This is a genomic window from Arthrobacter sp. ISL-28, assembly GCF_018613875.1.
Taxonomy (GTDB): domain Bacteria; phylum Actinomycetota; class Actinomycetes; order Actinomycetales; family Micrococcaceae; genus Arthrobacter.
The window spans coordinates 372,113-385,206 of the sequence record NZ_JAGGPJ010000007.1 but is presented as its reverse complement, the minus strand read 5'-3'; the positions used below and the strand labels follow the sequence as shown (position 1 = coordinate 385,206).

Annotated in this window: 13 protein-coding genes; 3 read left to right on the top strand and 10 right to left on the bottom strand. The window is 66.1% G+C overall.

Going from position 1 to position 13,094, the window contains the following annotated elements; translation table 11 throughout:
- The first annotated feature begins 128 nt into the window (after window positions 1-128).
- Entirely contained in the window at window positions 129-878 is a 750-nt protein-coding gene (gene lexA, locus J7E80_RS06615; RefSeq protein WP_215050666.1) for a transcriptional repressor LexA, read from the top strand.
- A 132-nt stretch (window positions 879-1,010) separates the two neighbouring features.
- On the opposite strand, the gene J7E80_RS06610 is transcribed toward lexA, so the two are convergent.
- Together J7E80_RS06610 and hflX are read right to left on the bottom strand one after the other, a co-directional pair.
- On the bottom strand, window positions 1,011-3,068 hold the full coding sequence (locus tag J7E80_RS06610) for an ATP-dependent DNA helicase (RefSeq protein WP_215050665.1): 2,058 nt from the start codon (window positions 3,066-3,068) through the stop codon (window positions 1,011-1,013).
- Window positions 3,061-4,638: a GTPase HflX gene (gene hflX / locus J7E80_RS06605; RefSeq protein ID WP_215050664.1), complete on the bottom strand. Its 1,578-nt coding sequence runs from the start codon at window positions 4,636-4,638 to the stop codon at window positions 3,061-3,063. The genes J7E80_RS06610 and hflX overlap by 8 nt, the downstream gene beginning before the upstream one ends.
- A gap of 370 nt (window positions 4,639-5,008) precedes the next feature.
- On the opposite strand from hflX, the gene J7E80_RS06600 reads away from it, so the two are divergent.
- A complete protein-coding gene (locus tag J7E80_RS06600; protein ID WP_215050663.1) occupies window positions 5,009-5,623 on the top strand; it encodes a class I SAM-dependent methyltransferase in 615 nt (204 codons plus the stop codon).
- Here J7E80_RS06600 and dapF read toward each other — a convergent pair.
- The 6 genes from dapF to J7E80_RS06570 form a co-directional block, all read right to left on the bottom strand.
- Window positions 5,604-6,548 carry a diaminopimelate epimerase gene (gene dapF, locus J7E80_RS06595; RefSeq protein WP_215050662.1) on the bottom strand — a complete coding sequence of 315 codons (945 nt, stop codon included), beginning with the start codon at window positions 6,546-6,548 and terminating at the stop codon, window positions 5,604-5,606. The genes J7E80_RS06600 and dapF overlap by 20 nt on opposite strands.
- Window positions 6,549-6,735: 187 nt before the next feature.
- Complete coding sequence (miaA, locus tag J7E80_RS06590) at window positions 6,736-7,662, bottom strand: tRNA (adenosine(37)-N6)-dimethylallyltransferase MiaA (protein WP_215050661.1); 927 nt, start codon at window positions 7,660-7,662, stop codon at window positions 6,736-6,738.
- A gap of 4 nt (window positions 7,663-7,666) precedes the next feature.
- Window positions 7,667-9,211: a tRNA (N6-isopentenyl adenosine(37)-C2)-methylthiotransferase MiaB gene (gene miaB / locus J7E80_RS06585; protein ID WP_215050660.1), complete on the bottom strand. Its 1,545-nt coding sequence runs from the start codon at window positions 9,209-9,211 to the stop codon at window positions 7,667-7,669.
- 37 nt (window positions 9,212-9,248) lie between these two features.
- The gene (locus J7E80_RS06580; protein WP_215050729.1) at window positions 9,249-9,719 is read right to left on the bottom strand and encodes a regulatory protein RecX; all 471 of its coding nucleotides are present in this window, start codon (window positions 9,717-9,719) and stop codon (window positions 9,249-9,251) included.
- Between the two features lie 151 nt (window positions 9,720-9,870).
- Window positions 9,871-10,926, bottom strand: coding sequence for a recombinase RecA (gene recA / locus J7E80_RS06575; protein ID WP_215050659.1), 1,056 nt, complete (start codon window positions 10,924-10,926; stop codon window positions 9,871-9,873).
- Between the two features lie 221 nt (window positions 10,927-11,147).
- Entirely contained in the window at window positions 11,148-11,372 is a 225-nt protein-coding gene (locus J7E80_RS06570) for a DUF3046 domain-containing protein (protein WP_215050658.1), read from the bottom strand.
- Window positions 11,373-11,414: 42 nt separating this feature from the next.
- On the opposite strand from J7E80_RS06570, the gene J7E80_RS06565 reads away from it, so the two are divergent.
- A complete protein-coding gene (locus J7E80_RS06565; RefSeq protein WP_215050657.1) occupies window positions 11,415-11,924 on the top strand; it encodes a MarR family winged helix-turn-helix transcriptional regulator in 510 nt (169 codons plus the stop codon).
- 84 nt (window positions 11,925-12,008) lie between these two features.
- On the opposite strand, the gene J7E80_RS06560 is transcribed toward J7E80_RS06565, so the two are convergent.
- Together J7E80_RS06560 and J7E80_RS06555 are read right to left on the bottom strand one after the other, a co-directional pair.
- The gene (locus J7E80_RS06560) at window positions 12,009-12,461 is read right to left on the bottom strand and encodes a helix-turn-helix domain-containing protein (protein WP_215050656.1); all 453 of its coding nucleotides are present in this window, start codon (window positions 12,459-12,461) and stop codon (window positions 12,009-12,011) included.
- A gap of 138 nt (window positions 12,462-12,599) precedes the next feature.
- Window positions 12,600-13,094, bottom strand: a complete 495-nt coding sequence (locus tag J7E80_RS06555; RefSeq protein ID WP_215050655.1) for a CinA family protein — start codon at window positions 13,092-13,094, stop codon at window positions 12,600-12,602.

Sequence of the window (13,094 nt, the reverse complement as noted above, 5' to 3'; positions counted from 1 at the left end):
TGGCCTACGTTTGGAATCAAAGAACAACCACTTCTGCAGTTGATCAGCAGGGCCTGACATTTTCAGGCCGGAAGTTCCCGGCAACTGCAGCCACGGAAGCCGGGTGGAAACGAAAGGCGTTGGCGAACATGGCAGCACAAGCCTCCGACGGCAAGGCTACCCAGCGCAGCCAGCGGTCTCAGCGGACACCCAAGGGCCTGACCGTCCGTCAGAAGAAGATCCTGGAAACCATCCAGCGGTCGGTCAACGAGAACGGTTACCCGCCTTCCATGCGGGAGATCGGCGACACCGTTGGCCTCGCCAGCCTGTCGAGCGTCACCCACCAGCTCTCGCAGCTCGAGAGGCTCGGTTACCTGCGGCGGGATCCGAAGCGGCCACGGGCCATGGAAGTCCTCATGCCGCTGACCCTGGACGTGGGCCTGCCAAAGACCGCCGCCGGGGAAAAGGAGGCCAAGCTCCCCCGTGTGGGCGGTGCGGCCATCGGCGAACTTCCCAGCGCAACGGACACCGCCATGGTGCCGCTCGTGGGCCGGATTGCCGCCGGCGGCCCCATCCTTGCGGACCAGGTGGTCGAGGAGCTCATGCCCTTGCCCCGCCAGCTTGTTGGCCACGGCGAACTGTTCATGCTGAGGATTGCCGGTGACTCCATGGTGGACGCCGCGATTTGCGACGGTGACTGGGTGGTAGTGAGGCGGCAAAGCGACGCCGTCAACGGGGACATTGTGGCAGCGCTGCTCGACGACGAAGCAACCGTGAAGACGTTCCGGCAGCGGGACGGCCACACCTGGCTGCTTCCGCAGAACACCCAGTACGAGCCCATCCTGGGAGACCACGCGGTAGTCATGGGCAAGGTCGTGTCCGTACTGCGTTCGCTCTAGGCTCCACGACGCAGGGCTCCACGACCAGGCCTCCACGACCAGGCCCCCACGCTCGGGTTTCCGGGACTATTCCCGGAACCCGGAGCGCGGCAGAAACCCGGCGCAGGACCCCCTCCGCTGCAGAACCCTGGCCTAGGAGCGTGCTCGGGCGAGCCGTTCCAGCGCCGCCACGGCAATCTTCCGGTCCGTCGTAGGCCAGAACGGTGGGAGTGCAGCACGGAGGAATCCGCCATAGCGTTCAGTCGAGAGCCGCGAATCCAGTACGGCCACCACCCCCTTGTCATCCGTGGACCGGATCAGGCGGCCGGCACCCTGGGCCAGCCGGATGGCTGCATGCATGGCTGAAACGGACATGAAGCCGTTGCCGCCGGCCTGGGCAACGGCCCGGGAGCGTGCGGTCATGAGCGGATCATCCGGCCGGGGGAACGGAATCCTGTCGATGACGACCAGCCGGCAGGAGCCCCCGGGAACATCCACGCCCTGCCAGAGGGACATGGTGCCGAACAGGCAGGTGTCCGGCTCGTCAGCGAACTGTTTGACAAGTGCTGTCATCGTTGAATCGCCCTGGCAAAGCACGCTGACATCCAGCCTGGGCCGCAATGCCTCGGCAGCGTCTTCGGCAGCGCGGCGGGATGAGAAGAGGCAGAGCGCTCCGCCGCCGGAGGCGCGGATCAGCCCTTCCAGTTCGTCCAGCGCTTCAGGCGATGTTCCGCGGCCCGGCTTCGGCAGGTGGCTGGCCACGTAGAGGATGCCCTGCTTCGGGTAGTCGAAGGGCGACCCGACGTCCACGCCCGTCCAGCTGGGTGCCCCCTCGCCCACGAGGCCGAGTCCGCCTGCAGCCGGTTCGAACGCTGAACCAATGGCGAGCGTGGCGGAGGTCAGCACCACCGTGTGGCCGGCGAACAGGCCTTCCCGCAGCCGTCCGGCAACACTCAGCGGGGCGATATTGATCAGCGCGGGCGATGACTCGTCCGGGGCGGAATAGCCCTGCTGCGGGTCGAAGCTGCTGTTCCGCGACAGCCACACCACTTCGCGGTTTTCCCGCGCCGCAATTAGCCGTTCGCACAGTTCCAGGATCACGAGGAGACGGGACCGCGCGAGCTGCCTCCCGCCGTCGGGCGTGGAATTGCTGTCCCCTTTGGAATCGGAGAGCGCCGCCCGGCAGGCCTCGCGGAGCTGGTCAACACAGTCGAGCTGCTCATCGTTGAGCCCGTTGGGAAGCAGCCCGCTGGGAGCCCCGGCGAGGGCGAGCTCCAGGTTGGCGGCAGCGTTGTTGAGTGCGTCCACCGTGATGCCCGTATGTTTACGGGCTCCCGACGACGCGGCATGCACCATGGCCACGGACAGCTGCCCGGAGACGGCGCCGGTGACGCGGTCCTGGAGCTCGTGGGCCTCATCCACCACCACCACGTCATATTCAGGCAGTACCGCAAGGCCCTCAAAGGCGCTGACGGCCAGCATGGCGTGGTTGGTCACCACTACGTCGGCCTCGGCGGCGTCGTGGCGTGCAAGTTCGCTGAAGCACTCGGCCGCCAGCGGGCACTTCTGGGCGCCCAGGCATTCCATGGAGGTGACAGACACCTGCCGCCAGGCACGGTCTGTCACGCCGGGGAGCAGTTCGTCACGGTCGCCCGTGGCGGTCTTTTCCGCCCATTCACGGAGCCGGACCACTTCCTTGCCCAGCTGTGAGGAGGGGCCGCCCATGGCTGCGGCAAAGTGCGGAACGCTGGTGTCCTCACCCAGGGAAAACAGCTGGCCCTCGGAGGGCTCCTCGGAGGGGAAGCCCCCTTCGAGCTTGTGCCGGCAGACGTAATTGGAACGGCCTTTGACGAGTGCCACTTTGACGGGCCGCTCCAGCGCTGGAGTGATGGTCTTCAGCAGCCGGGGAAGGTCGCGGCCGACAATCTGCGTCTGCAGCGCAAGGGTTGCAGTGGATACCAGGGTGGGCTTGTCGCTCTCGAGCGCGTGCGCGATGAGCGGGATCAGGTAGGCCAGGGACTTGCCCGTGCCGGTGCCCGCCTGGACCAGAAGATGGTCGCCGGTTTCGATCGCCCGGGCCACCTGCCGCGCCATCTCGTGCTGGCCGCTGCGGCTTTGTCCGCCCATGCCGGCCACGGCGCGGTCGAGGAGTTCGATCACGAATTCCTCACCGGCCGTGGCCGCGGCGTGGTCCACCGCCCGGTCAGTCATTGTTGATGAAGGATTCCAGTTCAGCCGCGAGGCCTTCCCGGACCATGACCACAGCGCGGGTGCCGCCCTCTTCATGATCCAGGCTGAGGATCTCTGCATCGGAGTCGTGGAGTTTACTGATCAGGTCGCCGCGGTGGTACGGAACCAGCAGCTCCAGCTTGACGTTGGGCCGCGGGATCGCCTCGCTGATGGCCTTTAGCAGCTCGGGGATGCCCTGGCCCGTACGTGCCGACACCACGACGTGGCGCGGTTCGCGCTGCTTGAGGCGCTCGACGACGAACGGGTCGGCGGCGTCCGCCTTGTTCAGCACGATGATCTCGGGCACCTTGCGGGCGTCCACTTCGGCGAACACAGAGCGCACCGCGGCGATCTGCCCCTCCGGATCGGGGTGCGAGACGTCCACCACGTGCAGGATCAGGTCCGCGTCCGCGACTTCCTCGAGGGTGGAGCGGAAAGCCTCCACCAGCTGGGTGGGAAGCGAACGGACGAACCCCACGGTGTCGGCGAGCGTGTAGCCCAGGCCGTCCGCGGTCTCGGCCTTGCGGACCGTGGGGTCCAGCGTGGCGAACAGAGCGTTTTCCACCAGGACACCAGCATCGGTGAGCCGGTTCAGCAATGAGGACTTGCCCGCGTTCGTGTATCCGGCAATAGCCACAGACGGAACGGCATTACGACGGCGGTTGGCCCGCTTGGTCTCGCGCGCTGGCTTCATCGCCGCGATTTCACGCCGCAGCTTGGCCATCCGCGTACGGATCCGGCGCCGGTCCAATTCGATCTTGGTTTCACCGGGACCACGCGAACCCATGCCGGCGCCTGCGCCGCCCACCTGGCCACCGGCCTGGCGGGACATGGATTCACCCCAGCCGCGGAGGCGAGGAAGCAAATATTCGAGCTGAGCCAGCTCCACCTGCGCCTTGCCCTCCCGGCTCTTGGCGTGCTGGGCAAAGATATCGAGGATGAGCGCCGTGCGGTCGATGACCTTGACCTTGACGATGTCCTCAAGCCCGCGGCGCTGTGACGGCGCAAGCTCCGCATCCACCACCACGGTGTCGGCGCCGGTGGACATCACCACATCCTTGAGTTCCAGCGCCTTGCCCGAGCCCAGGAACGTTCCGGGATCCGGCTTGGCCCGCCGCTGGACCAGCCCGTCAAGCACCTCCGAGCCGGCGGTTTCGGCCAGCGCCGCAAGTTCGCGCAGGGAATTCTCGGCGTCGGCCAGGGTTCCCTCGGTCCACAGTCCAGCCAGGACCACGCGCTCGAGACGCAGCTGCCGGTATTCGACCTCGGTGACGTCTTCCAGTTCGGTGGACAGCCCTGCCGTGCGGCGCAGGGCGCGGCGCTCCTCGAGGTCCTGCTGGTCGCCGTCGAACATGCTGTGTTCGTCGTCAAGCCGTGAGATGGCCTGGGCCTTGCCGAAGACGGCCCTGCTTCCGGCTCCCGAGCCGTCCTCAGCCGGGGCATTCCGCGCCGGGACGTCCTTCGAGAGAATCCGGTCGATGACAGCTTGGATTTCCTCAGGACTCATGTCCTGGGCCGCTGGCTCGGATCCGGAATTTTGCTGACTGGTCATGGTCTCCTTAAAAGATTCTGCATCTTCAGAATAGTGCTGATTGCTTGCCGGGGGCGCGGAATTCGCGCTGGGCTGACGATGATGGGGCATGGACGCTCCTGGGTGCCCGCGGCGGACAGGCCGTGGGCCGGATTGATCTGAGTGAGGGCTGCATTCGGCAGTGAGTGCACTGCGGCGTCCGGGCGGAAGGTAAAAGCCTGCATCGCTCCGGAAACGGTGGCGTGCCCCGGGCCGGCAGCATGAAAAAGCCGGGCTTCAGGGCAGACCGTTCAAGGGCCGCTACTCAAAGATCAAGAACATGCCTCCCAGATTAGCAGACGGGCGGCGTCCGGTTTCCCATCCGGCGGACGGCCCACTAATCTGGCCAGTTATGGAGTCTGCCCACTATTTCAGCGCCTCGCCCGCAGGGCCGTTTACCCGCAAGCCGCTCACGGTGGAATTGGCGGGTGAAACGCGGAAATTGCAGACCTCCTCGGGCATCTTCAGCCCGGACGGGATCGACAAGGGCACGGCTGTCCTCCTCGCGGAGGTTCCGGCTCCGGCGCCGCAGGGAAACCTGCTGGACATCGGCTGCGGCTGGGGCGCCATAGCGCTGACAATGGCGCTCCGGGCCCCGCATGCGCACGTCTACGCCGTGGACGTCAATGAACGCTGCATCACCCTCACCAACGAGAACGCGGCCGTGCTGGGCCTGGGCAATGTCACCGCGAGCAGGCCCGAGGAGGTGGACCCGGAGCTCCGGTTCGACACCATCTGGTCCAACCCGCCGATCCGGATCGGCAAGGATGAACTGCATTCGCTGCTGATGCTCTGGCTGCCGCGCCTCGCGCCGGGAGGCTCGGCATGGCTGGTGGTGCAGAAGAACCTTGGTTCCGATTCGCTTCAGCGTTGGCTGGCGGAGGCGCTCGACGATTCCTTCTCGGTGACCCGCGAGAGCACGTCGAAATCGTTCCGGATCCTGCGGGTCAGGAAAGCGTCCCGCTAGCAACGATCGTTGCCGGGCCGCTGAGCTCCACGTGCTCGTGCCCGTCGGCCACGGTGAAGAACTTAACCCCGACAACGCCGCCGGGCACCTTCACCTGCCAGGCGTCCGGAGCGCCCTGGCCGGCCCAGTGACGGATCGCCACGGCGGCGGCGCATGCGCCGGTACCGCACGACTGCGTTTCACCGACCCCGCGCTCGTGCACGCGCATGGTCACCGTGCCCACACCCTCGTGGACCAGCGGCTCGGCCGGGACGACAAACTCGACATTGGTGCCGTTCGGGGGCGTGGGATCGACGTGCGGCGCGGTGAAGAGCCTCGTGCCCTCGAGTTCGGACAGTTCGGCCAGGGCGACGACGGTGTGCGGGTTTCCCATGCTGACGGATAGCGCCGGGCGCGGCACTTCCAAGCCGTCGGCGCTGACGAGGGAATCCATGGCACGGGCCGCAGCCTCGCCGGGGAAGATGAACTCCCAGGGCCCCATGTCCACGGCGTAGCCATCGGCAGTGCGGACAATGGTCTTCACGCCCCCGCGGGTGCCGATGGTCAGCGAGCCGCCCGGCGGGATGTCCGCCAGGCCCTCGGCGATGAGGAAGTGGACGAAGACCCGGACGCCGTTGCCGCACATTTCGGACAGGGAGCCGTCACCGTTGCGGTAGTCCATGAACCATTCGGCGTCGGGGTGTTCGGCCAGGAGCTGGCGGCCTTCGTCAAGCAGCCGGGACGGGACGGCGCGGATAAGTCCGTCTCCGCCGATGCCCCGGTGGCGGTCGCACAATTCAGCCACCTGTTCGGAGGAAATGGAATGCATGCCCTGCGGATCAGCAATCAGGACGAAGTCGTTGCCCGTGCCGTGGCCCTTGGAGAAGCGGAGACCGCTCAGGTGTGAGATGGTTCGCTCAGCGGCTTCTGCAAGGGTTTCATCCATGGTTCAAGGTTACCTGCACGCTACAGGGGCCGGAAAACAGCCTGCTGTTGCAGCCCCGGCGCTTCGCGGAGATGGGTCCCGGGTTCAGCGGCACAGCGGCACAGCGGCACAGCGGCACAGCGGCACAGCGGCACAGCGGCACAGCACAATGGTTCAACAGCAGCGTGGTTCAACGGCACAGTGGTTCTCAACGGCACAGTGCCGCGGCCTTGGCCGCCAGGTCAGGGTCCCGCCAGCCCAGCCAGGTGATCCGCGGGTCGGCCCGGAACCAGGTGAGCTGGCGGCGGGCGAACTGCCTGGTGGCCACAATGGTTTCCTCGGCTGCCTGCGCAACGTCGGCTTCGCCGTCGAGCACTTTGAGGAACTGGGCATAACCCAGGGCACGGGGCGCGGTCCGCCCGCGACGCAGCCCGGCCGCATCCAGCCTCTCAACCTCAGCCAGCAGCCCGTGGTCAACCATCCGGTGGACGCGGTCAGCCAGGCGCTCCTTCAGCACGTCCCGGTCAACGTCAAGGCCGATCTGCACGGCGGGCTGGAAGTACTCCCGGCTGGGCATGAACGAGCTGAACGGGCGTCCCGTTAGTTCGAAAACCTCCAGCGCCCGGATGATCCGGCGGGCATCCCCCAGCCGGGCTGCAGAAACCGGGTCAACGTCCTGGAGGCGTTCGAGGAGCGGGCCAGTCCCGGCGGCATCGTTTTCCCGTTCAAGGCGTGCACGAATCTCCGGATCGGTGCCCGGGAATTCCAGAACGTCCAGGGCGGCACGCACGTAGAGCCCGGAGCCTCCGGCGAGGATCGCGCGCCTGCCTCGCCGGTGGATGTCCGCGATGGCGGCCCTTGCCCGCCGCTGGAAGTCCGACACCGACGCCTCCTCGTTGACGTCCAGGATGTCCAGCAGATGGTGCGGGACTCCCCTGCGCTCGGCCTCGGTGATCTTTGCTGTTCCGATGTCCATGCCGCGGTAGAACTGCATGGCGTCGGCGTTGACGACCTCCCCGTCAAGTTCCAACGCCAAATCGACCGCGAGGTCGGATTTCCCTGAGCCGGTGGGTCCGACGACCGCAATGACCGGCGGCTGCCCCCCGGCAGATCCGGATCCGGAACTGGCGGCCACAGGGCTAGCGGCTGCGTACCGGAAGGGACGGCATGCCGAGCGAGACGCCCGCTTTGCCGCCTGACGCCGAGGGTGCAGGGGCGCCGCAGGAGTCAGCCTGGGACCTGTCCCACGCGTCGCCGGCGCGTGAACGGCGCAAGGAGTAGTCCGCCGCCGTTGCGGGGTCTGCGACCAGGTGGAAGGCTGCGGCCTCCGTGATGGTGACCGTGACCAGGTCACCCGGGCGGGGCGCCGGCGCGCCGACAGGGACGGAGAAGTGGACAAGCCTCTGGTCCTGGGACCGGCCGGACAAACGGTGGGTTTCTTCCGCCTTGCGCCCCGACTGGGCAGTCACCATGACCTCGACCTGACGTCCGAGCTGCTTGGCATTCTCCTCCGCGGCGATGCGGTCCTGAAGCGCCGTGAGCCGTTCGAACCTTTCCTGCACGACGGCTTTGGGCAGCTGGTCGGGAAGATCAGCGGCAGGGGTGCCCGGCCGCTTGGAGTACTGGAAGGTGAAGGCCGTGGCGAAGCGCGACTTTTCGACGACGTCCAGGGTTGCCTGGAAATCCTCCTCGGTCTCCCCCGGGAACCCGACGATGATGTCCGTTGAGATCGCGGCGTGCGGGATCTTCTCCCTGACCTTGTCCAGGATTCCGAGGAACTTGGCGGAGCGGTAGGACCGCCTCATGTCCTTGAGGACCTTGTCCGAGCCGGACTGCAGGGGCATATGCAGCTGGGGCATGACGTTGGGCGTTTCGGCCATGGCGTCAATGACGTCATCGGTGAACGCGGCCGGGTGGGGACTCGTGAAGCGGACCCGTTCCAGGCCCGGGATTTCCCCGCAGGCGCGGAGCAGCTTGGAGAACGCCTGGCGGTCGCCGAATTCCACGCCGTAGGAATTCACGTTCTGGCCCAGCAGGGTCACCTCAATGGCACCGTCCTCCACGAGCGCCTGGATCTCGGCGAGGATATCCCCGGGCCTGCGGTCCTTCTCCTTGCCGCGCAGTGCCGGCACGATGCAGAAGGTGCACGTGTTGTTGCAGCCCACGGAGATGGACACCCAGCCGGAATACACGGAGTCGCGCTTGGTGGGCAGGGTGGACGGGAAGACGTCAAGCGACTCAAGAATTTCCAGCTGGGCCTCGTTGTTGTGGCGGGCCCGGTCCAGCAGGGCCGGCAGGGCGCCCACGTTGTGTGTCCCGAAGACGGCATCGACCCACGGCGCCTTCCTAAGGATCGTCTCGCGGTCCTTCTGCGCCAGGCAGCCGCCCACTGCGATCTGCATCCCGGGGTTGGCCTTCTTGATCGGCGCCAGCATCCCAAGATTGCCGTACAGCTTGTTGTCCGCGTTTTCCCGAACGGCGCAGGTGTTGAACACCACGACGTCGGCCTGGGCGCCGTCCGCAGGAACGTAGCCGGCCGCCTCGAGCATCCCGGCCATCCGTTCGGAATCGTGGACGTTCATCTGGCAGCCGAAAGTGCGCACCTGGTAGGTACGGGGCGCGACGGCGGTGGCCTCTGCTGCGGTGTCGGTGCCGGATGCGGGGGAAGGGTAGGTCAGACTCACCCATTAAGCGTACCGGCTGCAGGGACGGGGGCTACGCCTAACTGCTGGATGCGGCGTCAAGCACCTCGCCGACGATCCGGAAGGCCTGCGACGGCTGGTAGCCCTTGCGGGCGAGCATGGACGCCAGGCGCCGGGCGGCCTTGTCCCGCGCGGTCCGGTCCGAGAGATCGGTGCCGGGACGGAGCTTGCGCTCCACCAGCCGCCTGGCCGCCGCTTCCTCGTCTTCGTCGCTGAGCTGCTCCAGCGCCGCCGCAGCCGTCTCGGGATCAATGCCCTTGTCCGCGAGTTCACGGCGCAAGGCGCCCTTGGCCAGCTTCCGCGACTGCGAGCGGCTCCGCACCCACATGTCAGCGAATTCTGCGTCATCGACGAGCTTGACCTCTTCAAAGCGGTCCAGGACAGCGGCCGCGACGTCCCCGGGAACATTGCGCTCGGCCAGCTTGCGCTCAAGCTGGAGCCTGCTCTTGGGGGCGCTGGTCAGCTGGCGCAGCACAATGGCGCGTGCCACCGATGCAGGATCGGGCTCCCTGTCCTCCGGCTGCCCGGGCGCCGGCCCGGTCTGCAGGCCGGCCTGCAGTACTGGGCCTGGCAGTCCGGACGCCCGCTCCTGGCCATCGCCAGCGCCGCTGCCCCTGGCCACGCGGCCGCGGCGCCTGCTGCTAGATACCGTCAACGGCCTTCAGCTTCGGTGACGCCTCAGCATCGGCGGCCGCCGGCTTCACGCCGACCCCCAGCTTTTCCTTGATGAGCCGCTCGAGTTCCGCGGCCAGCTCAGGGTTGTCACGCAGGAACCGCCGGGAATTCTCCATGCCCTGGCCGAGCTGGTCGCCGTCATAGGTGAACCACGAACCCGACTTCTTGATGATGCCGTGCTCCACGCCCATGTCGATGATGCCGCCCTCGCGGGAGATGCCCTGGCCGTAGATGATGTCGAATTCAGCGATCTTGAAGGGCGGGGCCATCTTGTTCTTGACAATCTTTGCCTTGGTCCGGTTACCGACCGAATCGGCACCCTCCTTCAGCGTCTGGATCCGGCGCACGTCGATCCGGACCGATGCGTAGAACTTCAGCGCCTTACCACCGGTGGTTGTTTCGGGGGACCCGAAGAAGACGCCGATCTTCTCGCGGAGCTGGTTGATGAAGATGGCGGTGGTCTTCGTCTGGCTCAGCCGGCCGGTGATCTTTCGCAGGGCCTGGCTCATCAGGCGGGCCTGGAGGCCGACGTGGCTGTCCCCCATGTCACCCTCAATTTCGGCACGCGGCACGAGTGCCGCGACGGAGTCGATGACGATGACGTCAAGGGAGCCGGAGCCGATCAGCATGTCCATGATTTCCAGCGCCTGCTCACCGGTATCCGGCTGGGAGACCAGCAGGGCGTCGGTGTCCACGCCGAGCTTGGCGGCGTACTCAGGGTCCAGGGCATGCTCGGCGTCGATGAACGCCGCGATGCCGCCCTGGCGCTGGGCGTTCGCGACGGCATGCAGGGCAACGGTGGTCTTACCGGACGATTCCGGACCGTAGATTTCAACAACGCGGCCGCGAGGCAGTCCGCCAATTCCCAGGGCAACGTCCAAGGCGATCGATCCCGTGGGGATGACTTCGATGGGGGCGCGGACTTCATCGCCCAGCCGCATGACCGAGCCTTTGCCGAACTGCTTGTCAATCTGGGCAAGCGCTGCTTCCAGCGCCTTTGCACGATCCGGGGCTGCCGCCATGGTTCACACCTCTAATGCTTTCTCGCTGTGGGGTGGCCTGTGCGGCCGTTTTCTCTGTCATCACTGACGCTAACGCCACCCTCTGACATTGCTTCGGGGTGGGAGTGCGTATGTGGATAACCCGCTGAAAAAAGCATAGTCCCACCCGAACAGATATTCGAACAATCGAGTCGGCGTGTCAGGAGGCCGGCGTGTCAGGAGTATGCTGGCGGGCTGCAGGATCATTTGCGGCTGGGCTTGATGTCCCGGCCGAGGCGCCGCTCCGCTGGAACATCCTGGACGTCGCAGACGGCGAGCCAGACATCGCGGGGACTGACGCCGGCGGCCAGGGCCTCGTCGGCAGTCCGGCCGCCCACGCCCGCGAGGACCAGCGTACTGCTGAGCACACGGGAGTAGCCTGCGCCGAACTCGTCGTCCATAAGCCGCCAAAAATCACTAATCCGCACGACATAGAGTCTCTCACGGCTGCGGACTCTAGAATGGTTGCCATGAGCAACCCCGTTGACGTTCCGGAAGGGTCCGCACCTTCCGAGGACAGCGTCGATGCCGCACTGAAGTCAGTGGAGCATCAGATCAGCATCTTCTGGCGGCGCGCCCGCTCCGTCTCCCAGCAGCTTTCACGCCAGGTACACCCGGATATGGAGCCCGCGGCCTACGGCCTGCTCACCATGATCCGCAAGACGGGACCCATCCGGCTGACGGACCTGGCTTCCTGCATCGGCGTGGGCAAACCGTCCGTGAGCCGGCAGATTGCGTTCCTGGAGAATATCGGCCTCGTGCTCAAGGAGGCCGACCCGCTGGACGGCCGTGCCCAGACGATCCGCCTCACGCCCAAGGGCGAAGAGAAGATGCACCAGGTGCAGGACGCCAGGCGGCAGGTGTTCCGCGAGCGGTTGGGGGAATGGCCTGTGGAGGAGCTTGAGGCGCTCGCCACTTACATGGCGAAGCTCAATGCCACGTATGAACGTGACGGCTTTCCCAAAGACGGCGCCTTTTAGGCGAAGCCCATCTGTTAGCAACGGCGAAGGCCTCCGGCTGTGAACTGCTGCCGAAGGCCTTCGTCTTAGTTTTGGTGGGTCCGGTCAGCGTGCACCGGACAGGAGGCCCTTGGCCAGTTCGTTGTTCAGCTCACTGCTGAGATCACGCTCAAGGTCACGGCCGTAGCGCTGGGAAAATTCCTGCGGAACAGTGTCCGGCACGGCAACACCTTCGGCCACGGCCACGCGGTCGCTGACCTCTCGGAGCATGCTGGACAACGGGACATCAAGGGCCGAGCAGATCGAGGACAGCAGCTCCGAAGAGGCTTCCTTCTGGCCGCGTTCCACTTCACTCAGGTAGCCCAGGGAAACTCGGGCGCTGTGCGAGACTTCGCGGAGGGTACGGCCTTGGCGCTGGCGGACATCGCGCAGGACATCACCAATTTCGTGACGAAGTACTACCATCTTGCGCTCCTTCTGTTCGCTCTTGGCCTGATCGGCGAGGCCCACATCCTTCCAGCGGACAACGCCGTTTACGGATACGGGCTGCTTTACCATCTGTATCGCCTTGCTCCCTCATGAGTCCGGTTCACTGTGACGCGAACCGCTGTTGATCTTTTTATCCTAGGCGCCTCTCTATTGCGGAAGCGACACAAAGTAACAACTATTCGGAAATGCTTTTTGTTCCCGGCAACCTTACTCCCGGTAGCTTAGGGACGCCAGAGCCTCCTGAAGCCGCTCCAGCGCGGCCTCGCAGGCCAGTGCCCTGATCTCTGCCCGGGTGCCGGCAAAGCTGTAGGGATACGATGTGGAGCCCTGCGCTGTGGCGATGCCAATAAAGACAGTTCCCACCGGCTTGCCGTCGTGCCCGTTCGGGCCGGCCACGCCGGTGGTGGAGACCGCGAGGTCCGCCCCGCAGGCGGTCCGCGCACCCTCTGCCATGGCTGCGGCCACGCCCCCGTCGACGGAGCCGACGGCGTCGAGCAGTTCCTGGGGAACCCGGAGGACATCCCGCTTGACGGCATTGCTGTAGGAAACCACTCCGCCCTGCAGCATGGCCGACGCTCCGGGTGTGTCCGCCAGCATCGCAGTGACCATGCCGGCAGTCAGCGATTCGGCGGTGGCCACGGTGACGCCGCGACCGACGGCAGCCGCGACAGCCTCTCCGGCGATTCGGTGAAGGTTGGACAT